This window comes from Blautia sp. MSK.20.85, from assembly GCF_013317245.1.
Lineage (GTDB): Bacteria > Bacillota > Clostridia > Lachnospirales > Lachnospiraceae > Blautia_A.
This window is the reverse complement of record NZ_JAAIUN010000001.1, coordinates 244,684-266,015: the sequence shown is the minus strand read 5'-3', so window position 1 is coordinate 266,015 and position 21,332 is coordinate 244,684. Positions and strand designations below refer to the sequence as shown.

Here is a 21,332-nt window from a genome sequence, read left to right as displayed (position 1 = left end):
GTGATTCGGTTATAATAAAGAAAAAGCATCGAAGCAGGAAAGGAGAAAACATTATGCCGGTAACGATAAAGATACTGTTAGATCAGTATACCGAAATATTACGGAAGATATATGGAAGTCATTTAAAGACAGTAATTTTATATGGATCCTATGCAAGAGGAGATTATAAGGCAGATTCTGATATAGACATAATGATTCTCCTGGACTTGTCAGACATGGATATTAAACAGTATCGTCATGAGCTGTCAGGAGAAACTTTTGACTTCAACATGGACCATGATCTTGACATTAAACCGATAGCAAAAAGCCAGCAGCATTTCCAGAACTGGGTCGATGTATACCCGTTTTATGCGAATGTAAAGAAAGAAGGGGTGAAATTATTTGATGCAGCCTAATGAAAAGGGAACACAGAAAGATTTGGTATTGTATCGTATTGAAACCTCTAAAAGTGACATCAAAGCAGCTGAAATCCTTTTAGCAGCCAAAGAGTTCCGTGGAGCGAATAACCGGGCATATTATGGGATTTACCATGCAATATCAGCGGTGCATGCACTGGATGGTAATGCATATAAGAGACATAAAGATGCCCTGGCGAATTTCAATAAGAATTATGTGAAAACGGAGATCTTCCCGAGAAAGCTTGGAAAGAAAATTGTTGAATCAGAAGAAATACGTCACGCCAGTGATTATGATGATTTCTATATAGCAACCAGAGAAGAGGCTGAGGAGCAGATTGAGACGGCAAAGGAGCTGGTGTCACGTGTAGAAGAGTATGTACAGGCAAGATGGAAGAGAAAGTCTGAAAAGTAAGGATGAATTTTTTAGAAGCATTACCCGTAAAAGATATTTTGAAGATTAAAGTGAAGGGCTGGAGCTGTAACAGGTTCCGGCTTTTTTTGTGAAGATGTGACTATAGTTTATCGAAAAATGTCGAATTGATATTATTGCGTTATAACTAGTTTAAAGGTATGATAAAAATAAAATATAATAATATTTGAACAGGAGGGCAATATGAAAAAAAGTAAAATTGCAATGGGTATTATGGTTTTTATTATAGCGGCACTTTTGCTCATAGGTGTACCTATATGTATTAATTTGTGTTTTAAACCAGAAAATAGATGGACGGCCGGAAATGTGTTGACATATTATGGTGCTACGCTTAGTTTTTTAGGAACTGTTATTTTTAGTAGTTTATCCATTTACCAAAATATTCAAATTCGAAAAGAAGCAGATAAGCGTGAAAAAATATTGAGAGACATGGAATTGAAAAAGAATTATCCACTTATTAAGTGTAGGTTGGATGGATATTGTGGGAATTATCAAAATGTAGAAATTTCTTTTTCTAATATATCAGACAATGTAGCAGATAATATAGAAATTAGTCCGTTAATATTTACTAATGCGGAAAATAAGGTAATATCAACATCCGTTAATATGGAACCAAAGATTGATGTTTTGAAAGCGGGAGAGAGGCAGACAGTCCGTTTCTCTAATGAAGGAATTTCTGGTGAAAATATAGAATTACAATTTGATATAAGATGTACGGATAAATTTTCTAATCAAATTGAATATAAGGCAATATGTAAAATCTTTGATTCATCAAAATATAATAGTAAAATATCGGTAATACAAATATAAATATGGAATTGTAAAGTATGGCAGTCTCTCTGGAGGCTGCTTTGCCAATATAAAACAGAATATCGAACACACAATAAAGCACTCAATGCCTTATGACATGATGCCTCTTAAGTAGACAAGGTAAATGACCGGATCTACTTAAGGGGAATCAGGAGAGGTATTGGGCGTTTTTTACGTCTCAGGACTTTGGTTTTCTCTGAGTCTAGGTAGCAACCATTTTTCTGTCCGCATTTGAATATAATCTGAAATATCTTTTCGAAATTCATTATAATCACTGTTAGAAATAAAAGAGTTTTCGTTATTGGTTTCGATATTTTTTACTATAGTAGATGTTAGTATAGCAATATCAGAAGTGATTTTCATATCCAATAAATGACTCATTTCTTTTCGCTTATGAAATTCTTCCAATTCTTCTGGAGATTTACAATTATCCTCGCATAATAAATATTCTGGGCGCACACCTAAAATAGGAGCTATTGAGTAGGCTGCCTCAATCGTCATTGGTCTTCGAAAATTGCGAAAATTGCGGATTTGCTGTGAAGAGTAATGAGATAACTCAGCAAGTGCCGGTGCTTTAATGTTACGCTCTGTCATAAGTGCGTCTAATCTTTGTGCACATTCTACCCCATAATAATTTTTTCGTTTCATAGTAGGAATTCCCCCTTTTTTTAATAGCGAAACAAAGTTTGTTTCGTTATTTTGTTGTGACTAACTAAGAAATTCTAAATCATTCTTAAAGATTCTAAGTCATTCTTAAAAAATTTCAAATTTAGCTATAATATCCTTATAGGAAACAGAAACTGTTGTTTGCAAAAACCGAAACAATATATTATCATAATAGCATAAAGAAACACATAAGGCAATGTGAAATCAGACAGAAAGCAGAGGTATTTATTATGAGAAAAACAACATCATATCCAAACCCATTTTCAGATGCATTAAGTGTTGATACTGCTGGATTGCAGAAAATGCTGAATTCAGGAAGACAGACAGCAACACAGATTGGTATAGCAGCAGGTGCAAGATTTTGTGTTGGCAGAAGAGTGTATTGGAATGTAGCAAAAATCAGAAAATATCTGGACGAAATTTCTGAGTAAGGTGGTGATCTATGGGAGTATATGAAAATCTGCTGCCGGGTAAAGAAAACGCACTGACACCGGAGTACCTTACTGTAAAATGTCACTTTTCCAGTGTCCGAATGCTTCAAAAACAGATCGAAGCAGAACGTAAGGCTGGCAAAGTCATATTATCAAACACCACATCGCCTGGAGGATATTATCTTCCGGCTGCAGGAGACACAATGGAAATCCGGAAGTTTATTCGTACACTTGAGAATCGTGGTGAAAATACATTGCGTGTGTTAGAGAGTGCAAGAGAACTTTTGGTAGAGTTGGAAGGTGATAAGAGTTGACTTTTGAAAGGATTTTATCACACTTTCAAGTTAGGAAATGCGGGACAGGCAAGGCACAATGTATTTGTCCGGCACATGCAGACAGAGAGGCTAGTTTAACACTTACAGATGGTAATGATCGAGCATTGATTAAGTGCCATGCTGGATGTAGTACTGAGGAAGTTGTTATTGCAGCAGGATTAAAAATGTCAGATTTATTTTACGGAGATGGATTGGCAAAGGAAAGATGGCGAGCGTACATAGAGAATCGTGAAAAAAGAAAAATCGAGGCTGTGTACAATTATGCTTCCATTAATGGTGATTATGCTTATACAAAAGTACGATTAGAAGGCAAGAAAATGCTTTTTGGAATCTTGAGTAATGAGCGTTTTGCTTATGGCTTAAACGGAAAGAACAAGAAAACGTTTAATGCAGTATATGGAAGCATACCCAGTATAAAGCGGGCCATTGAGAGAAAAGAACCAGTATTTATTCCAGAAGGGGAAAAGGACGTTAATACTTTAGTTAAAAAAGGATACGCTGCTTTTTCTTGTGGCGGTGCAAATGATTGGAATAAAAATGTATCCGAACTTTGTAAAGACGCAGATGTGATAGTTTTGGCAGATAATGATGATCCGGGAAAGAAATTAGCGTCTACTGTTGTAAGAGACTTAAAAGGTACTGCTAAGAGTATCAAGATAATTATTCCAATGCCAGAGATGTCTAAAGCAGACATTACTGATTATTTCGAAGCAGGACATACTGTTGAAGAATTTGAAAATTTAATAAGGAATGTTGATGATACAGAGAAGATTTGTGCAGATATTCAGCAAGATCAGAAGCAGGATACAGGCAAAAAACGATCTGTAATACAAAAAAGCAAGGACGAAGTAGCTGGAGGTCCGGCATTAGTCTTTAAATTCCTCGACTGTAACTATGATGAAGATGGAAATGTAAAAAGCGTAAAACAGCTTGTACATAATTTTGAAGTCGTTATGGATAAAGACAGTCGTTTCGCCGGGAAAATCCGCCTTAATGAGTTTGCACAGCAACCTTACTTATATGGTAGTGTACCATGGGAAAATGAGAATAATTGCAGAGCATGGAGCAGTCATGATGATTCAGCCCTATTTTCACTGATACAGGCTGATTATGGGCTTAAAAGCCGACAGGACTTTGCAGATGCATTGAAAAATGTTTCTATGCGGAATAAATTCCACCCAGTAAGAGAATTACTGGATTCCCTTACATGGGATGGAAAAGAGCATATAAGAAGCCTGCTGCCGGAATATCTTGGAGCAGAGGATTCTGATTATACATACCAGGTAATGCGCTTATGGATGCTAGGAGCTGTTTCAAGAGTGTATAAGCCCGGAAGCAAATTTGATTATACAATCATATTACAGGGTTCGCAGGGTATTGGCAAGAGCACATTTCTGAAATTGATGGCTTTGGACGATTCATGGTTCAATGATTCCTTAGACAGTCTGGATTCAGACAAGGCAGTGCAGTCTCTTACAGGTTCATGGATAATTGAGCTCGCTGAATTAAAATCACTGGCTCGGACGGCTGGAGGCGTTGAGAGTGTAAAAAGGTTTTTGACCGCAACGCAGGATAAATACAGGATTCCTTATGAGCGGCGGGCAGACACATTTTACAGACAGTGTGTATTCGCCGGAACTACCAATAAAGATGATTTCCTACAGGATGAAACGGGAAATAGGCGTTTCCTAATTGTCCAGACAGGCGTTAAGAAACCATCAAAAAGTCTTTTTGTGCCAGAAATCATGGATACAATCAAGCTGGCTTGGGCTGAGGCTGTACATATTTGGAAAAATGAGAAGCCACAGCTGATACTTCCAGAAGCATATATGCAAGAGGCAAAGGAACTTCAAGAGGCGAATATGGCGGATGATGGCAAGCGGGGGATTATTCAGGAATACCTGGAAGGTAAAACACAGGTATGTGCTAGGGAAATATGGGAAAAAGCGTTAGGGGAAAACGTATCGCCTAGAAAATATCAGATCACAGAGATTAATGATATTATTGCTAAAGTACCAGGATGGAAAAAACTGAAAAGCCCTCGTAATTTTGAAGGATATGGTAAACAGCGCGGATTTCAAAAAACGGTGCTACAAACTGAGAATGAAAAGGCTACAAACTTTTCTGAATTTGTTCCAACATCACGGCAAGAACAGATGGAAATACCATTTGATTGAGAGCTTAATGAAGAATGTAGCTGACTTTGTAGTTAGATTGTAGCTTGCTTAAACCCAGTATTTACAAGGCTTTCTACAATAACTACAAAGACTACATTATATCAAAAGAATTATATAAATATAAGAATATAGGTATAAAAGAGTATATATATAACTTTAAACTCTTTGGGAAGATTGTAGCTGTTGTTTTTGTAGCTTTGGTAGCTACGAATTTTATAGGCGGCTTACCGCCGGAAAGGATAATGAACATGAAAATTTTAACTCAGAATTTGTGTGAGGTTGTTGAGTTCAATTCTAAAAAAATAACAATATTACTGGAGTTGTATAACGAACCTTCATCAAGAGCAGCAATCATTTATGGTGGATTTCTGTCGAAGGCTTTTAAGGTTTTGGGTACATATAAAAATGAGGAGCGTGCAAAGGAGGTTACAGAGGAAATGTTTAAGAAGAACGAAAATAGAGAAAAAATATACATCATGCCGGAGGAGTAACCAGTGAATGATAAAGAAGAATTAAAGCAGATATATGACATCTTCACGGACTGCTGGAGGTTATACAAAAAGCTGTATCCTCCGGGCAGACCTGAAGACGATGTATACTGGCAGGGAGTGGTGAAAGAGATAGAAGTATTACGGAAGAATCATCATCATTCCCGGTTGTGTGAGGACCTTCTTTTAGCAGTAGCAAAAGATCTGGAAAACAAAGCCAAAAGAAATAATCCGGTTGCCAGTATAAAAAAGTAATAATATGGGATTATTGCCGTTAAAGATCATATCACGATATGGAAAATGGTGCAAACTGTGGTAAACATGTACCACAACTGTGGTCAGGTTTGATGGTAAAATATATATAACAGGTAATATTTCATTATTGCGGAGGTGATTTTGGTGGTAGTTATTGGTCTTTTGTTATTTGTGATTGTGTGTGAGCTGGCAGCGATTTATGACAGACAGAATGGAGGTAAGTGACATGGGAAGAAAGAAACAGATTTCAGATCGGAGACGTTTATACACGGAAAGAATGAGGTTGCAGAAGGGGGTATTTAGTTCTCTGGCTAATGCGGCTGGACATATCGGAGAGCTTTATGCGGATTTCGTTCAAAGTGATGAGGTACGTAATTCCATGAAAGCTACAGCAGATAAGGTCACAGAATGCATGGATGGGATTAGGGAGCTTAACGAGCTGGAAAAACAGCTGAAAGCAGAAGAGCAGGAAAGCGAGGATGAGGATTAATGGAGAAAGTAGTAGTTCAGACCGGTGCGAAGACATACCAGATTACTGATCAAGACGGAAATGATCTGGGCGTGTTCAGATTTATTCCTTCAGATGCAGGTATTTTAAAGAGGTATAAAGAGGCAGCAGCGTTTTTTACTGGAATCAATGACAAAATCAAGGACAAAGACTTCGAGGAAATTCTTCCAGATCTGGAAAAGGAAGCCGGGGAGAAGATTGATCTGTTGTTTGGTGCTCCTGTATCAGAGAGCTTCTTCAAGATTACCAGTCCGTTTACAGTCCTGGAAAGCGGAGAGACCTTTGCAGAGCAGATTATCACTGTAATTGGTGGAATCATCGAAAAAGAGCTGGATGCAAGGGAAAAGGCGCAGCAGAAAAGGATAAAAAAGTATACTGACAAATACGCAAAGAAAGAAGTAGCCGAAGCGTAGCTACATAACAGGGCTGTCCTGGTAACGGGATGGTCCTGAGTATATAACGGCATTGGAAACAGGATTCAGTGCCCGAACCTCAAATAGTTTGGAGGCAGATATAACATGGCAGATGGTTCAATTATCATTGATACCAGGATAGATACCGGCGGTGTGTCGAAAGGAATGAACGCTGTAAAGGCTGGAATGGCCAGGATATCCGCGCAGGTATCGAAGATGGGCGATTCAGCAAAAAGTTCTTTTCAGAGGCAGATAACAGCGATAACGGACCTGTATCAGAACTACGAGAAGCAGGAACGTAAAGTATCAGAGCTAAAATCAAAGCTCGAAGAACTGAGCAAGGTTAGAATTGAGACAGAAGAATATAAAAAGCTCAAAGACGATATAAAAGCTCTGGAAGATGAGTTTGAAAAGGTTGAGACAAAACAGCGTGAATGGCTGGATATGGGATTTTCAATAAATTCTGCGCCGCTGAAGAAACTTGACGAACAGATGGACGACATCTGGGCGGATATTGACAGGTTACAGCGGAAACAGAAAGAGATGCAGGCATCCGGAAGGGCTTACGTAAATCCTAAATCTACAGATGCGTATAAGGGGACAGCTGAGAAGTACAATGCGGAATCACAGAAGCTGGAGCACATAAATGGAAGGCTGTACTCTTCATACAATAAACTGAAGAATAAGGTTGCGGAATACCGGCAGAAAAATAGCCGACTTGTGCAGGTAATGCAGAATTTGCAGAAAGCTGCTGCCCGTGTAGGTGTGGTTGTGAAGAATATGGGTTCCGCATTAAGAAGTGCTGGTTCTGCTATCAAGAGCATGGTTTCAGCGATGAAAAAGGCTGTAGAAAACATGTTCAATCTGAACAAGCAGACGGACCGGTCGAGAATGAGCCTTTCCCGGATGCTGGGAATGTCGTTGTTGTTTTCAGGGGTATCCCGGGCGATAAGCGCTGTCAGTGATGGTGTAAAAAGTGGATTTGAAAATCTGGCACAGTATTCTAACAGTACCAATTCGGCAATATCGTCTTTGATGTCCAGCATGACGAGGCTGAAGAACTCGTTTGCTACAGCATTTGCACCTGTCCTCACGGTGGTAGCTCCGATCATGTCAAGATTTATTGATATGATATCACGTGCAATTACTTATGTGGGAATGTTTGCAGCAGCATTAACCGGACAGGATACTTTTGTAAAAGCCGTTGGAGTGCAGGAAGATTATGCGGCAGGACTGGAAAAGACTTCAAAAAATACAAACCAGGCGGCTAAAAATACCAAGAAGGCCAATAAAGAAACAGAAGGATATCTTTCTACTCTTGATGAGATCCAACGGTATACATCAAATAAAAATGATGATTCGGCAGCAGATGGAAATGGCATAGGAGATACCGGAGGGTATACAGTACCTACACCGGCACAGATGTTTAAGAAGGTTCCTGTTGCTAATTCGATCAAAGGAATTGCGGATAAGATTAAGAAATTAATCAAATCGGAAGACTGGGAAGACCTTGGGAAATATATTGCCAGTGGAATAAATAAGGGGCTTAAAAAAGTCTATGAAGCAATCAGCTGGAAAAAGGTCGGTCCAAAGATAACAAAATTCTGTGATGCTTTTACCCGAACATTTAACAGCCTGGTTGATAATGTAGACTGGAAATTATTAGGAAGGACCGTTGGTGCGGGAATTAATACGGTTGTTAATACCTTAAATCTGTTGATAACCGGAATAGACTGGAAAAATCTGGGAAAGAAATTCGCAGAAGGAATTACCGGACTAGTAAAAGAAGTCAACTGGAATAATCTGGGGCAGCTCATAGCAAACCGGTTTATGATTACCTGGGATATCTTTAATGGAATGGTACATAATCTGCCATTTTCACAAATCGGAAAAGCGATAGCGGATGGTCTTAATGGAATCTGTTCAAGAATTTCTTTCCGTGAGATAGCGGATACGCTAGCAACTGGCCTGAATGGAGCATTTACCACATTGTACAGCTTTACCCGGCGATTTGACTGGACAGGTCTGGTAAATAACATTGCTGGAGGAATTAATACTTTTATTTCAGAGTTCGATTGGAAGAATAATGGGCGCAAACTGGAAAATTTCTTGGATAACCTATGCGGGTCGCTGGTCAATATGGCAGAAAAAACAGACTGGGAGGCTTTTGGTCAGGGAATTGGTGAGATGTTGGGACAGATCAACTGGGTGAAGCATCTGAAACAGGTAATAACTGCGATTACCCGGACACTGGGTGGTTTGTTCGATGGTTTGGAGGCAAGCGGAACCGCAGGGAAAATAGCCGCTTTTTTGTGTAAGGCGTTTATCGCGGTAAAGATTGCGGATATAACGGGCATTGGAAGCCTGGTAAAATTTCTTGTTACCACTATTGGAAAGAAGCTGATTACAGAGGAATCAGTACAGACATTAGCGGGAAATATTTCTAATCTGACCAATGGTGCGCTTGCTGGATCTACATCCGGCATTGCTACATTTGCATCTTCTTTGGGCTCTTTAGTTGGGACTGCCGGTGCAATTACACTGGTCACTGCCGGAACGGTTATGCTTACGAAGAAAATTGCTGAGTTAGTAGAAACTGCGCAGGGCGGAAACGGAATTTTAACTCAGACAGGTGGATACTTACATGATTATGCTGGCAAGATGGGCGAAGCTCATGCAATTACAAACAAACAGGTAGAAGAACTGTGGGCTTTAGTAGAAGCAGATGAGACTGCCGGTAAGTCAAACAGTGAGATGTATGACAGCATGGTTCAGAAATTGGGTGAATATGGCGTATCGGCTGAGAAAGCAACGCAGATCCTTGAGCAATATGGAGCGCAAGCCGGAGTGTCAAGTGCATTTGTTGAAGAAATGACAGGTAAGGTACAAGCTCTGGGAAAAGGCTTTTCTGAAAGCTCTTCCACAATAGATACATCTTCAATAACTGTGAAAGAATCAATAAAAGGAATCAGAAGTGTACTATATGATCTCAGTGTATCTTCTAGTGAGTATGCAGGAACATACAGAGGTGTTTTAGAAGTATTTAATAATACAAGCGGATCAGCGGCCAATGCGCAGGATGCTTTTAATATTGTCTATAATGTCCTGAAAGAAGCAGGAGTCCCATTGGATGAGCTGAATAAAAAACTGGCACAGGAGTTTCCTTCCGCAGCTCAGGCGACAAAAAGCAGTGTTGATTCTAGTATTGTTGAGGCTCAGAAGACAGTAAGTAGTTCAACTGGAAAAATGAAAACGGATGCGGAGACTAATCTTGCAGGAGTAAAGAAAGCAGCAGAGGATGCTTCTGGAGGTGTGAATACAACCACAGTGACAAACTGGGGGAATTCGGCATCAGAAGTAAAGAAAAATCTGGATAAAATGAAGCAGACTGCCAATTTAAAGCTTGGCGAGATGCAGAAGACTGTGGAGAGTCATTTTTCAGGTCAGTATAACACAATGACTAAGAAATGGGAAAAGGCTTGCGAGAGAATTGGCCAGTTGATAACTCAGATGGTGCGTAGTACAAAGGATAGTTTAAACGGACTTGCCAGAAATATGAATACGATTGGAAATGAGATGAGCAATAATCTGATTAATGGGATTTCCGGGGCAGTAACAGGAATCGCAGGGATTCTGAATGAAGTAGTTAATAAGGTTAACAGCACGATCAGCAATGTTAATTCTTCTCTTTCCGGTATTGAGAATGCATTTACATTTTCTTACGATGTTACAACCCCTGATGGGAAGCGGAGATGGGGTAAATATTCAATGAATTTACCAAGAGTCAATACAGTTCCATATCTGGCAAAAGGTGCGGTCATTCCGCCTCGAAGTGAGTTTCTTGCAGTTCTTGGCGACCAGAAACAGGGTAACAACATCGAGACGCCAGAAGCTCTGCTCAGAAAGATCGTCCGAGAAGAAACAGCAGGACGGCAGGCAGGCGGTGGAAACTACAGATTTACAGCTCAGATCAATCGCAGAACCCTGTTTGACGAGATGATGAAAGAAGCACAGATGAGACGAGATACAAGCGGTAGAAACCCGTTTGAGATGGCATAGAATAATTCCCTGTCATGCAGAAAGTGTGGCAGGGGAAATACAGGGAGGAATTCAATGCTTACAAGAGAAGCAACTTATGAGGATTATGGATTTTCAGAAGATGAAGATAAGAGATTGGGTGAATTTTGCAAGAATCTTGAGATGCGGGACAAGATATTGCTGTTGCAGTGTGCAGCGGAGGTGTATCCGAACATTGTTGACGAACTATACTGCTGTATCGTAATTGGAATGAGCTATGACAAGATGAATAAAAAGAAGTTTGTTGCGCTTGATCGTAAAGATTTTTATGCGTACCGGAAGAAAACGTTGGCTGTGTTCCGGGCGGCATTACAGATATGTAATAGATATCCGTTTTAAAGGTTAGAGTAGAACCTGTCAAAACCGTCTGTTTTTATGTATTTGAAATATCATTGATTAGTTAGGGGTGATTATTATGGCAAGAGGCATATCAGCAGAGGCACGCGAGGACATCTTGGTGCAGGCGTTTTTAACATGCCCGAATATAAGTGAGATATCTAAAAAGACGAAGATTCCCAGACCTACAATCTATACTGTAATTCACACAGACAGTTTTCAACGTAAGTATTCCGAGGCGAGAAATGAAGCTGTAACGGGAGCAATTGCATACCTGCAAGGAAAACTGGGAGAATGTGCAGCAGTGCTGGTCAATACGGCTATTGATACGGAAGTACCGGCGCAGATCAGAGTAAACGCAGCTAATGCGGCATTGTCACAGTGCTCTCAGTGGACAAAGAATGTAGATATGATTGAACGCCTGGAAGCTATGGAAGAATTGATGTCACGAGTAGAACAGGAACAGAAATCACAGAAGAGGAGTAAATGATAGATTTATGAATCGGACGGGTTTAATCTGATAGAAAGGAGCATTAAATGCCGAGAAGAAATAAGCGTGTAACGATAAGAGCTACGAGTGTGCCGGAGCTGCATCAGTGGTTGAGGGCTTGCAAAAGGGAAAATGCCAGAAAGAAATCACAGGGCCATAATGGTACGAAGAAACAGGCAAAGGATTTGCATATTTAAAGGTGGTGGTGAATTATGGGAAGTCCGTTGATTAAAAGGCTTGATGCTTTATACCAAAGAGCTCAGATGGTAATGAAAGTGCAGGCGGATCATGCTCCGTTTGTGTACATTGCTCCATGGAGTTTTACGAAAGATGAATGTATCGTGAAATATTATCCAGAGGGAACTTACCAGAAGCCAGAGCGGATAACAACTACACTTCATGATGCATTAATGATAGCTCAATATTATTACGAATGTGGGTTGCATGTTCAATTTACAATGAGCCTGTGTATAGAGTGGCTGTTCCTGTATGTGCGTGATGATCCCCGGTATTCTCCGCCACAACAGAAGTCATGGTATACAAAGAATGTTGAAGAATGTCCAGAAATAACAGCCATGTTGGAGAGTGAACAGCGATTTGAAATTATTGGAACATTGCGAAGAATGCCTCAGAATTTCCTTTTTAAGGGATTGCCTGATGATATTAAAGATGATTACAAATTGATGGATTTTTAGACAAAAAATGACGGGAGTATGGGAATTCGTTGACACGATTACGCACGCAAAGGAATTTTGTAACACGATAACGCGCGCGAAAATATTCGGAGATTTCGGAGCCCCTAAAAGAGTAAAATGCGTTAGAACGAAGCCTGAGCGAACCCCGAAAAATAAGACTGTAAATATTATCGAACAAAACAAAAAGGAGATTTTTATGGATGGCTGTAACGAAAATGTAATTGAGTTTATGACCAATGATACCAGAGCAACCTTATCATTCTCACAGGGTCGGTATAAGTCTGTGATCCGTAAGCTAGCAGAGAAGCACCCAGAAGATTGTCAGATTATTGCGGATAACGAGGACGGAAGCATTTGTGCTCATGTTCCAGTATCCTGGCTCCGGATTTCTCCACCAAGGCAGTACACAGAGGAACAGCGGCAGCAGATGGGAGAGCGACTGAGACAGAACAGGTCTGAAAATACAGTAACACAAGGATAAAACAGGGCAAGAAACGCTTGCAGAGTGTTTGAGGTAAAGTTGTAAGGGAGAGCAAATATAAAGGCTAAATGAGCCGATAAAACAGTAGAAGCGATGATGCTGGCAGTTAATAATAATCCTGCTGCCGAACCTGCGGTTCAATAAAGAATCTATTATGAGAAATACGGTCAGGCGTTATTGCTGATTTTTCAGTGTTGCTCCAATCGAAGCCGTGAGAAACGGAAGTAAAACGGCGAGAACAGGGAGTGCTTGAACTGTCGATTAACAGTCGATATATTTGATCGAAGCGGTGAGGAAGCGGTGAGAAATTAATAAATTGATGGAATAAGATGGTATTTTTGGATATAGCTAAAGAAAGGCGTGCAGTATGAACGAACTTGTGTATTTAAAGAACGATGAAGCAGTATGTGACAGCTTGCAGGTAGCTGAGAAGTTTGGAAAAGAACATAAAAATGTTTTGCAGAGTATTGATAATCTCATTGCTGAAAATTCAGCTGTGAAAATAATGTTTAAGATTTCTTCTTACAAATCCGGTAACGGGCAATCATATAGAAAATTTTATATGAATCGTGATGGCTTTTCTCTTTTAGCAATGGGTTTTACTGGAAAAGAGGCTCTTGAATGGAAATTGCAGTATATCCGGGCATTCAACCAGATGGAAAATTTTATTCGTGAAAAATCTACTCAAATGTGGATTGAAACCCGAAAAGCCGGAAAGCTTACCAGAAAGGCAGAGACGGATACAATCCAGAAACTTGTTGAGTATGCAAAGGGACAGGGCAGCAGCCATGCAGAAATGCTTTATATGACTTATTCCAGGCTGGCAAATAAAATGGCAGGAATCAATAAAAGGGACGAAACTACGATGATGCAGCTTAATAACCTGTCTTTAATGGAAAATATCATTTTGCATGAGGTTGATCTGGGAATTATGCGAGGGAAACATTATCAGGAGATATACAGGGATTGCAAGAAACGACTTGAAGCGGTGAAAGATTTGGCATACCTCGAAGCGGTATAAGAAGAAAATAGGGATAGTAAGAGATATGGGTGATTTGCAACGGGAAATTGACAAATCCCGGAAGCTGGCATATAATATACTTATCAAGACAGCCAGTAAGGGAAGTTAAGGTTCCCCGTCCTGGCAAGATATATGTTTAAGACGTAGCCGCCTATTCTTTACCAGAGAGCAGGGCGGCTATTTCTTATGTGTGTATGTAAGGATAGATACAATTAAGCTGGCTGTTGTCAGAATGATCATAAAAATCTCATAATCGCTCATAAGCATTCCCTCCTGTCAAGGCTCAGGATCAGGAAACCACAGCCGCTCTACTGGCTGCCTGGATAAATATACTATATTTGATTTCTATTCTGGGCTTCCTTAATTCTTTGCTGTATTAATTGAACGTTTAAGTCATCCCAATAATTGATGTATACAAGAGTTATATGATTTTCAATGCTGAGTTTGAGCTTTTGCTTGTCGCGCCATTGTTGCTTTTCAAAGCTATCTTTTCCGCCGAAAAAATCAACAGGTTCAAAATGTTGTTTTCCCTGATATTCAAAAGCTAGATGAAGACTTGGAATAAAAACGTCATAACTCAATTGACTATTCCCTTGTTTTAAGAAATCGGCACGATATTGATAGTAAACAGGCTTTTTAGGAAACATTTGGGTTATTAATTGAAACATAAGTTGCTCTGATTTCCATTTATTTTCTGGAATTGAATATTCATGTAAATCAATATCTGCATACATTCCCTTTTCAATGGATTTTAATAATTCTACATCATTATAAGATTTCATGTATACAGTGAGCCAGCAAAATGACATTCCTTTTTCTTCGATACCGAGTTTTCCATTTCCTAAATTTTTCTTTCTCCATGAAGTATCAAAAGTACCATTCAAACGACTGGTTAAAACAGTATGCATATCGGAATTAAAAGTAAATAAATACTTTAATCCTGCCCAGGTGTTGAAGTGTTTTGGGTTAGAACATGTAACGCAGGCAAACAAGAGATCTGAACCAATGTCATATATTTTTTTTAAAGTTTGTTTCGCATTGGTATGACAAATTGCAATCCCATGATAAGGCCCTTCTTTAAGATCGAATAGTGCATAAGAATACGGAATTCCCTCCCATTTGTTGTATAAATCATTTATTTGTAGATTAGGAAACGCAGTATTAATTAGTTCATACTTACTTATGTGATATGGATTTGAATAGCCCAAAATACCATTAAATCCCCAGTAAGAGCACAAGGGGATTGTGCGAGTGTATTTTTTTATTCCGAAATCATAATGTCCAGCATCGAATATTTCTTCAACAACAAGTGAATTAGTAAATTCGATATTTATAGAAATATAAAGGATTAATGTATTTTCAATAATATATAACAATCCATAGTCCCAAACGTTAAAAACTTGATAATTACAATTTTCAAGAAGACTCTTTAATCCTAATATATACGATTCGAAAATTTGTTTGGTATTTGTATCAGGAATCGGCGTTACTATTTGGTATAATCCGCGCCTGATATCTTTATCTATCTCTGAAAAATTAACAGAATTGTTATAGTAATCGACTGATTTTCCGGAATTTACTATAGAAGACGGAACCAGAATATAAATAGGATCAGTATGCGGAATGCCCCATAATGGGAAATTAGTTTTTATAATTTGAGTATGAGAGTATTTCATATTATTAATCGGTTACTTTATCCCCGTTAGGAAGAATAAACGAACTTTGATAGATACATCCTGCTGCTTCTGCTACTTTTTTGAGTTCTGCTGGAGTAAATCCCTCTCGCTTTAATTTTTGGTTAAATGCTTGAGGACTTGAACCATATAAGCGAGCAAGCTCAGATACACTTATACCGAGTTTGACACATAATATTTTGACCTGTTCTGAAACTGCCATAATAATTCACCTCTAATATTTGATGTTTAATATATAAATAAATTATAAACGATAATATTTAAAAAGACAACATTAAAGTGGAAAAAAGAAATAAAATTATTTAAACAAAACTATTGACATTATAAACAGAAATATTTATACTATAATCAGCTCAAGGGAACAGACAACAGCCGGGAAAGCCGAAAGCCCCCAATACTTCAAGCCATATACCTGTGAGAATCGCAATAGGGCATATCAATAGTCAGGAAGATGCTTGAAGGGCTGAGGGACCTTGAAAAGCAAAGGAGGACAGCAATATGAAGTACAATCTCAGCAAGATCATGTTGAAAGCATGGAAAGTTTACCGCAAGACAAAGAATATCAGCTTTGCAGAAGCACTTCACAGAGCATGGTTATCTGCAAAGGCAGAAGAAATCAATGCAAAGAGAATCGAAGATGCGAAACATGCAGCAGGAATCACAGAGGAAACCAATACCTTTGCTAAGTGGAAAGAGCTTGGTTATAAGGTAAAGCATGGAGCATCAGCATTATTCGGATGTTCTTTGATCTGGGGAAGCAGAGGAGATGGGGCAACATACAAAGCCAGTTTCTTTGGAAAGTCTCAGGTAGAAGCAATTTAATAAAAAAGCCCTTACCAGAGCGGCAACTCTGATAAAGGCAAAGTAACCCGACATTCAGCAAAATTGAGGGGCTGTGCGTATTATAACATACTCATTCCCCTCAGACAACAAAAGAAAGGAACGAAAGTATGATATCAGTAATGGACGTTCTTGTAATTTTTTTGAGTGGATTTATATCTGCTAAAGTATGTGATTATGTACACGAATTAGAACGAGAGGAGAATGAAGCATGAGCAAAGAAAAAACATTAAGAATATCAGAAGAAACAGAAGTGATGCAGGCCACAGGTGTTCCGGCACAGGAGACAGAAGAAGTAAGCACAGCTCTTGCAACAGAGATTATCGCAGATCTCAAGAAACAGCTGGAGGAAGCAAAGGAAGAAGCGAAAGAGTGGGAAGAAAGTTGGAATATGTGTCGTGAGCAGGTTCGAGCATTGTCCAGGCAGTCAGATATTATTAGTATGGTGTTAAAGATGGATGATGTAGAACTATTAGATTTAGCTTTTGGATTTGTTAGAGGATGTTATAACCAGCAGATTAAAAAGGAACAGGAGGCAGAAAACAATGGAGAAATGTAATTTAACTCAGGTTCCTTGCAGAAAGGCAATTATGGACGTTGTCCAGGCTAACAAAGATAGAAGATCATTACAGCATACCTATGAGCTGGCAGAACTCTTTCGGATAGCTTGTTCCGGCAATGAAGCATTTATGGAATTATCAGAGGAAGATCAGGAGCGTTTCTGGCTGATTACAGATGCTTTAATGATGAATGATCCGGAAGACCTCAAGAGGGTACATGACCTTGCAAATTATTTGATGGTAAAGCGAATAAAGGACAATGCAAAAGTGGCGGAGGCATAACATGGACTACAAAAAGCAGATAATTGAGATGCTGGAGAAGATAGATAACATTTATTGGCTAAGGTCAATCTATGTATTCATGAAAACGCTGATAGGATAGTGGTACGGAGGTATAGCATGGATTATAAAAAAGAAATTGGAAATCTCTTGAATGAAATCCAGAGCGAGAAATTTCTGAAATTTTTGTATAACGTAATTGTCTCATTTAAGAAGCAGTGGGGGTACTAATATGGATTACAAGAAAGAAACTATTGAGATATTACAGAAGGTAAATGATGATAGCCTGCTTGAATTCTTCTATAGATTCATTGCCAGAGTATTAAAGAACAGGGGAAATTAACATGGACTACAAGAAGAAACTCATAGAGATGTTAGAGAAAGCGGATCACGACCAATTATATACAATATTCAGATTTGTTTGCAGCTTTCTGGGAATTAAATAAGACAATCAGGGGCGGCGGACTGCTGCCCTATTGCCAATAGAAAGACAGGTGATATAATGGCAAGAATACCATCAGGAATGCGAAAAAAAGAAAATGGTTTATTCGAAAAGCGTTTTACCGTGGAGGGCAAGAGATACAGTGCCTATGGTCGTAGCACAAAGGAATGTGCGGAGAATGAACTCAGGATCCGTGAGGAAATTAAGGCAGGTCTGTATAATTCCAACAAAAATATAACACTGGACGCATATTTTGATGAATGGGAGAAGTCCCGGAGAGGAACGATCAAGGACAGCAGCATTAAAATAAACCGGTCGAAGTACAATAACCATATCAAACCAGTACTGGGAAAAATTAAGGTTCAGAAAATAGAAAAGCGTGCAGTGGTGAAATTGCAGCAGGATTTATCAAAGAAGCTGAGTGCATCCATGACTAATGGTGTTATAGTACTGCTGAAAACGGTGTTGAACGCGGCTGTTGATGATGAAATCCTTATGAAGAACCCTACTGCCAGTGTGAAACCATTAAGGAAGGATGACCGGCCAAAAGCGAGTGAGACTATTCACAGAGCATTAACCAGAGAAGAGCAGCAGGCGTTTATGCAAGAAGCCAAGACGGAATGGTTATATGAGTTTTTCTGTTTTTCCTTGTGTACGGGAATGAGACTTAATGAGATCACGGCTTTAAAGTGGCAGGATATAGATTATATCAACAATGTGATCCGGGTAAACAAGACCGTGAGCTGGAAAGAGGGCGGCGGTATTGAGGAGACTTTGCCAAAATCAGATACCAGTAATCGCGATATTCCTATGAATGACACAATAAAAAAAATCTTGCAGATGCAGAAAACCAAAATGTCCATGGTTTACGGGGAAATCCATGCGAGAAAGATGGATAGTAATATCTTTATCGGGAGTAATGGAGCTAAGGCAATAGCATCATCCACGGTATCATCTGCTATAGATAACGTTTTAAAGCGGCTCCGACAGCAGGGTATAGAAATCGAGAGGTTTACGCACCATGCTTTCAGAGATACCTTCGCAACACGGTACATAGAAGAGGGCGGAAACATGCAGACGCTACAGAAAATCTTAGGACATAGCAGCTTGGCCATGACTGCGGACTTATATGCTCATGTTCTTCCGAACACAAAACAGCAGGAAATGCAGCAAATAGAGAATGGATTTATCGGGGTGGCAGTTTTATGACTGCTGCTCCTTTTTTAGAATAAAATGAGCGGATTGGGGTAATAATTGGGGTAAAACTAAAATCTGCATTCCAAGAATCCCGTAAAATCAACATTCTTTGCTATTTTTTAATAAATTTTATAAATTTATTAGAAATTGTACAAATTTCTCTCACATTTATCCTGTATGATATAAACATCTTAAGAGAACAGAAGCTCTTAAGAAAAACTCTTTCCTTTCCCTAAAATATGTATGAAGATAAACCACCGTTCCGTTGGCAAGACAGAGCCGACAGGACGGTGGTTTTGATTTACAGAAAAATGTTGCCGGATGACAGAGGAGATAAAAGTTTCCAATGTTAACCGGCAACGTTTTTTTGTTTTGTTAAGATTACTGGTCGTGTGGATGCAGAGGGCAGTTACGGTCTTCTGTAACGGTTGAAACAGGAATAGATCTCCTGGATCCGGGGCATGGCATAACCACATGAAATATAACTTCCTTCCGAGAAGAATGATAATCCCTGTTTTTTCAGCTGGGAATCCAGATAAGTGACGATCTCCGGCAGAGTACGTTTTCCGTCGATGAGATGTTCACAGGCATACTTCAGAAGCAATGCCAGAGATGCTGTCTGCTCGGAGTCGATCAGCTGCTCCACATAGCGGAGGTCTACTTCGGTTTTTCCAAGAGAGAAGCCGTCTTTGCCATGAACTTTGGTTTTCAGTCTTTCCGGCTGTCCGGGACGGCTGTGGCGGGATGGAGCCGCTTTGGACCTGGTCATGATGCGATGGCTTTCCGTCAGACGGAACGCAGGTGTTTCAACGTCTGAGAGAGGATATTCCTGACAGAGCTTTCCGGTAATTTCTGTGATATCCACGGGATGATAATTATCCATCTGGATCACAGTATCCGCAATGTGGAAAAATGCTCCGGAACTTCCTGCAACCAGAATGGTGGAGATCCCTGCCTTTTCATAGAGATCCCGTGCACGTTCCAGAAATGGAGTGATGGGCTCTTTTTCCCTGCAGATCACACGCTGCATGAAGGAATCCCGTACCATAAAGTTGGTGGCAGAAGTGTCCTCGTCAAGAAGAAACACTTTACTTCCGGCTTCCATACTTTCCACGATCCCGGCAGCCTGGGAAGTGCTGCCGCTGGCATCCTCTGTAGAAAAGCAGAGGGTGTCTTTTTTGTTTGGAAGATCGTTGATAAAAAGAGAAATATCTACGTCTTTGATAAAACGGCCATCCTCAGAGCGGAGCTTCTGGGCAGAGGAATCGGTAATGACGTATTCACGGCCATCACCGGAAATATGGTTGTAAATACCCAGTTCCAGTGCGTTAAGCAAGGTAGATTTGCCATGGTAGCCGCCGCCTACGATCAATGTGATGCCGCAGGGAATGCCCATGCCTGTGATGGTTCCTCTGTGGGGCAGATCCATGGAAATCCGCAGGTTTTCCGGAGAAACAAAGGGAACGGAATTTTTCATCGGGCGGGAAGAGATGCCGCTTTCCCTGGGAAGGATGGCCCCATCGTTTACAAAGGCAGCCAGGGAACGCTTCGCAAGTTCCCGGCGGATATATTCCTGGTCTTCGGCAAGCTCGATCGCTTCTTTCAGACGGTCGGCATCAAGGTTCCGGTAAAAGAACGCTTTATGCACGCAGACCGGGAGAAAATCGAAGAGGATTTTTTCCAGTTCGGGGGAGTTGATGGTTCTGCCATTGGCCGGGAAACCAATGAAAAAACGGGCAGTGATGCCTTTTTCCGTAATCTCGCAGGCGGTACGTGCAAGAACCTCCTGCCCACAGTGACTGACTGAGATCAGGCCGCTTTTTCCGGATCCTTTTGCACGGAAGGTATAATGATTTACCTGCTGTTCAAACTGGCGGTTCAGAAAATCCCCCAGCGTGATGCGGGTCAGGGAATCCTTATAATATTCTTCCGGAAATTTGGTGTCCCGGTGGGAAAGTTTCACGCTGATATGAGACGGAGAGGCAAAAGGATCTCCCTGTACGTGGTCAATGGATAAAATATAACGGTCAAACTGGTATGCACCCCGCAGGGACTTGTATGCGGGATAGCTTTTGCGGTTGATGCTGTGAAGAAGCTCTTTTAACTGAGCAGATGATTGCATGTTGATTCCTCCTTTGCCCTGGCCAGGTCAGACAGGACCAATTCTTAAGAACTACTATAACGAATCATAAAGATTTTGTAAAGAACATCAATTGCGGTGGAAATTCATAAGTGTTTGACCTATAATAGTAGACAGATTGCAGATAATATGATGAGAAACGGTATCTGTCAGAAATTATAAAGAAAGG

Annotated in this window: 24 protein-coding genes; 20 read left to right on the top strand and 4 right to left on the bottom strand. The window is 39.9% G+C overall.

The annotated features are described in order from the left end of the window. Positions 1–53 precede the first annotated feature (53 nt). From G5B12_RS01160 to G5B12_RS01150, 3 genes are all read left to right on the top strand, one after another. Positions 54–395 carry a nucleotidyltransferase domain-containing protein gene (locus G5B12_RS01160; RefSeq protein ID WP_174087607.1) on the top strand — a complete coding sequence of 114 codons (342 nt, stop codon included), beginning with the start codon at positions 54–56 and terminating at the stop codon, positions 393–395. Further along, positions 382–810: a HEPN domain-containing protein gene (locus G5B12_RS01155; protein ID WP_174087606.1), complete on the top strand. Its 429-nt coding sequence runs from the start codon at positions 382–384 to the stop codon at positions 808–810. The genes G5B12_RS01160 and G5B12_RS01155 overlap by 14 nt, the downstream gene beginning before the upstream one ends. Positions 811–1,011: 201 nt before the next feature. After that, positions 1,012–1,638, top strand: coding sequence for a hypothetical protein (locus tag G5B12_RS01150; RefSeq protein ID WP_174087605.1), 627 nt, complete (start codon positions 1,012–1,014; stop codon positions 1,636–1,638). Between the two features lie 171 nt (positions 1,639–1,809). Here G5B12_RS01150 and G5B12_RS01145 read toward each other — a convergent pair whose 3' ends face one another. Further along, positions 1,810–2,286 (bottom strand): helix-turn-helix domain-containing protein, encoded by a 477-nt coding sequence (locus G5B12_RS01145; RefSeq protein WP_174087604.1) that lies wholly within the window; start codon positions 2,284–2,286, stop codon positions 1,810–1,812. 248 nt (positions 2,287–2,534) lie between these two features. Between G5B12_RS01145 and G5B12_RS01140 the strand changes: the two genes are divergently transcribed. From G5B12_RS01140 to G5B12_RS01080, 13 genes are all read left to right on the top strand, one after another. Then, on the top strand, positions 2,535–2,735 hold the full coding sequence (locus G5B12_RS01140) for a hypothetical protein (protein WP_174087603.1): 201 nt from the start codon (positions 2,535–2,537) through the stop codon (positions 2,733–2,735). Between the two features lie 11 nt (positions 2,736–2,746). Beyond that, positions 2,747–3,049 carry a hypothetical protein gene (locus G5B12_RS01135; RefSeq protein WP_174087602.1) on the top strand — a complete coding sequence of 101 codons (303 nt, stop codon included), beginning with the start codon at positions 2,747–2,749 and terminating at the stop codon, positions 3,047–3,049. Continuing rightward, positions 3,046–5,247 (top strand): virulence-associated E family protein, encoded by a 2,202-nt coding sequence (locus G5B12_RS01130; RefSeq protein WP_174087601.1) that lies wholly within the window; start codon positions 3,046–3,048, stop codon positions 5,245–5,247. Before G5B12_RS01135 ends, G5B12_RS01130 begins: the two co-directional genes overlap by 4 nt. Positions 5,248–5,495: 248 nt before the next feature. Further along, positions 5,496–5,738 (top strand): hypothetical protein, encoded by a 243-nt coding sequence (locus tag G5B12_RS01125; RefSeq protein ID WP_174087600.1) that lies wholly within the window; start codon positions 5,496–5,498, stop codon positions 5,736–5,738. Positions 5,739–5,741: 3 nt separating this feature from the next. Further along, positions 5,742–5,990 (top strand): hypothetical protein, encoded by a 249-nt coding sequence (locus tag G5B12_RS01120; RefSeq protein ID WP_118071021.1) that lies wholly within the window; start codon positions 5,742–5,744, stop codon positions 5,988–5,990. Positions 5,991–6,216: 226 nt separating this feature from the next. Continuing rightward, on the top strand, positions 6,217–6,480 hold the full coding sequence (locus G5B12_RS01115; protein ID WP_174087599.1) for a hypothetical protein: 264 nt from the start codon (positions 6,217–6,219) through the stop codon (positions 6,478–6,480). After that, positions 6,480–6,911, top strand: coding sequence for a hypothetical protein (locus tag G5B12_RS01110; RefSeq protein WP_174087598.1), 432 nt, complete (start codon positions 6,480–6,482; stop codon positions 6,909–6,911). The genes G5B12_RS01115 and G5B12_RS01110 overlap by 1 nt, the downstream gene beginning before the upstream one ends. 105 nt (positions 6,912–7,016) lie before the next feature. Then, positions 7,017–10,970 (top strand): hypothetical protein, encoded by a 3,954-nt coding sequence (locus G5B12_RS01105; protein ID WP_174087597.1) that lies wholly within the window; start codon positions 7,017–7,019, stop codon positions 10,968–10,970. 54 nt (positions 10,971–11,024) lie between these two features. Further along, positions 11,025–11,327 carry a hypothetical protein gene (locus G5B12_RS01100; RefSeq protein ID WP_174087596.1) on the top strand — a complete coding sequence of 101 codons (303 nt, stop codon included), beginning with the start codon at positions 11,025–11,027 and terminating at the stop codon, positions 11,325–11,327. Between the two features lie 76 nt (positions 11,328–11,403). Beyond that, the gene (locus G5B12_RS01095) at positions 11,404–11,814 is read left to right on the top strand and encodes a hypothetical protein (RefSeq protein ID WP_174087595.1); all 411 of its coding nucleotides are present in this window, start codon (positions 11,404–11,406) and stop codon (positions 11,812–11,814) included. Positions 11,815–12,026: 212 nt separating this feature from the next. Then, entirely contained in the window at positions 12,027–12,509 is a 483-nt protein-coding gene (locus G5B12_RS01090) for a hypothetical protein (protein WP_174087594.1), read from the top strand. 196 nt (positions 12,510–12,705) lie between these two features. Further along, positions 12,706–12,990 carry a hypothetical protein gene (locus G5B12_RS01085; RefSeq protein ID WP_174087593.1) on the top strand — a complete coding sequence of 95 codons (285 nt, stop codon included), beginning with the start codon at positions 12,706–12,708 and terminating at the stop codon, positions 12,988–12,990. Positions 12,991–13,357: 367 nt separating this feature from the next. After that, a complete protein-coding gene (locus G5B12_RS01080; protein WP_174087592.1) occupies positions 13,358–14,011 on the top strand; it encodes a Rha family transcriptional regulator in 654 nt (217 codons plus the stop codon). A 332-nt stretch (positions 14,012–14,343) separates the two neighbouring features. Here the strand turns inward: G5B12_RS01080 and G5B12_RS01075 are convergent, their stop codons facing one another. Next, the gene (locus G5B12_RS01075) at positions 14,344–15,687 is read right to left on the bottom strand and encodes a hypothetical protein (RefSeq protein ID WP_174087591.1); all 1,344 of its coding nucleotides are present in this window, start codon (positions 15,685–15,687) and stop codon (positions 14,344–14,346) included. 4 nt (positions 15,688–15,691) lie between these two features. Further along, the gene (locus tag G5B12_RS01070; protein ID WP_055066188.1) at positions 15,692–15,907 is read right to left on the bottom strand and encodes a helix-turn-helix domain-containing protein; all 216 of its coding nucleotides are present in this window, start codon (positions 15,905–15,907) and stop codon (positions 15,692–15,694) included. 296 nt (positions 15,908–16,203) lie between these two features. On the opposite strand from G5B12_RS01070, the gene G5B12_RS01065 reads away from it, so the two are divergent. The 4 genes from G5B12_RS01065 (at position 16,204) to G5B12_RS01050 (ending at position 19,035) form a co-directional block, all read left to right on the top strand. Further along, on the top strand, positions 16,204–16,527 hold the full coding sequence (locus tag G5B12_RS01065; protein WP_118048735.1) for a hypothetical protein: 324 nt from the start codon (positions 16,204–16,206) through the stop codon (positions 16,525–16,527). Between the two features lie 229 nt (positions 16,528–16,756). Then, a complete protein-coding gene (locus tag G5B12_RS01060) occupies positions 16,757–17,104 on the top strand; it encodes a hypothetical protein (protein WP_174087590.1) in 348 nt (115 codons plus the stop codon). Next, on the top strand, positions 17,091–17,387 hold the full coding sequence (locus G5B12_RS01055; RefSeq protein WP_174087589.1) for a hypothetical protein: 297 nt from the start codon (positions 17,091–17,093) through the stop codon (positions 17,385–17,387). The genes G5B12_RS01060 and G5B12_RS01055 overlap by 14 nt, the downstream gene beginning before the upstream one ends. Positions 17,388–17,886: 499 nt before the next feature. After that, positions 17,887–19,035, top strand: a complete 1,149-nt coding sequence (locus G5B12_RS01050) for a tyrosine-type recombinase/integrase (RefSeq protein ID WP_174087588.1) — start codon at positions 17,887–17,889, stop codon at positions 19,033–19,035. A gap of 397 nt (positions 19,036–19,432) precedes the next feature. Here the strand turns inward: G5B12_RS01050 and G5B12_RS01045 are convergent, their stop codons facing one another. Then, positions 19,433–21,145, bottom strand: a complete 1,713-nt coding sequence (locus G5B12_RS01045) for an ABC-ATPase domain-containing protein (protein ID WP_174087587.1) — start codon at positions 21,143–21,145, stop codon at positions 19,433–19,435. Positions 21,146–21,332 lie beyond the last annotated feature (187 nt).

Coding starts and splice junctions, on each gene's coding strand:
- G5B12_RS01160 (WP_174087607.1), top strand. CDS start 54: ATGCCGGTAACGATAAAGATACTGTTAGATCAGTATACCGAAATATTA.
- G5B12_RS01150 (WP_174087605.1), top strand. CDS start 1,012: ATGAAAAAAAGTAAAATTGCAATGGGTATTATGGTTTTTATTATAGCG.
- G5B12_RS01145 (WP_174087604.1), bottom strand. CDS start 2,286: ATGAAACGAAAAAATTATTATGGGGTAGAATGTGCACAAAGATTAGAC.
- G5B12_RS01140 (WP_174087603.1), top strand. CDS start 2,535: ATGAGAAAAACAACATCATATCCAAACCCATTTTCAGATGCATTAAGT.
- G5B12_RS01135 (WP_174087602.1), top strand. CDS start 2,747: ATGGGAGTATATGAAAATCTGCTGCCGGGTAAAGAAAACGCACTGACA.
- G5B12_RS01125 (WP_174087600.1), top strand. CDS start 5,496: ATGAAAATTTTAACTCAGAATTTGTGTGAGGTTGTTGAGTTCAATTCT.
- G5B12_RS01115 (WP_174087599.1), top strand. CDS start 6,217: ATGGGAAGAAAGAAACAGATTTCAGATCGGAGACGTTTATACACGGAA.
- G5B12_RS01110 (WP_174087598.1), top strand. CDS start 6,480: ATGGAGAAAGTAGTAGTTCAGACCGGTGCGAAGACATACCAGATTACT.
- G5B12_RS01105 (WP_174087597.1), top strand. CDS start 7,017: ATGGCAGATGGTTCAATTATCATTGATACCAGGATAGATACCGGCGGT.
- G5B12_RS01100 (WP_174087596.1), top strand. CDS start 11,025: ATGCTTACAAGAGAAGCAACTTATGAGGATTATGGATTTTCAGAAGAT.
- G5B12_RS01095 (WP_174087595.1), top strand. CDS start 11,404: ATGGCAAGAGGCATATCAGCAGAGGCACGCGAGGACATCTTGGTGCAG.
- G5B12_RS01090 (WP_174087594.1), top strand. CDS start 12,027: ATGGGAAGTCCGTTGATTAAAAGGCTTGATGCTTTATACCAAAGAGCT.
- G5B12_RS01085 (WP_174087593.1), top strand. CDS start 12,706: ATGGATGGCTGTAACGAAAATGTAATTGAGTTTATGACCAATGATACC.
- G5B12_RS01080 (WP_174087592.1), top strand. CDS start 13,358: ATGAACGAACTTGTGTATTTAAAGAACGATGAAGCAGTATGTGACAGC.
- G5B12_RS01075 (WP_174087591.1), bottom strand. CDS start 15,687: ATGAAATACTCTCATACTCAAATTATAAAAACTAATTTCCCATTATGG.
- G5B12_RS01070 (WP_055066188.1), bottom strand. CDS start 15,907: ATGGCAGTTTCAGAACAGGTCAAAATATTATGTGTCAAACTCGGTATA.
- G5B12_RS01065 (WP_118048735.1), top strand. CDS start 16,204: ATGAAGTACAATCTCAGCAAGATCATGTTGAAAGCATGGAAAGTTTAC.
- G5B12_RS01060 (WP_174087590.1), top strand. CDS start 16,757: ATGAGCAAAGAAAAAACATTAAGAATATCAGAAGAAACAGAAGTGATG.
- G5B12_RS01055 (WP_174087589.1), top strand. CDS start 17,091: ATGGAGAAATGTAATTTAACTCAGGTTCCTTGCAGAAAGGCAATTATG.
- G5B12_RS01050 (WP_174087588.1), top strand. CDS start 17,887: ATGGCAAGAATACCATCAGGAATGCGAAAAAAAGAAAATGGTTTATTC.
- G5B12_RS01045 (WP_174087587.1), bottom strand. CDS start 21,145: ATGCAATCATCTGCTCAGTTAAAAGAGCTTCTTCACAGCATCAACCGC.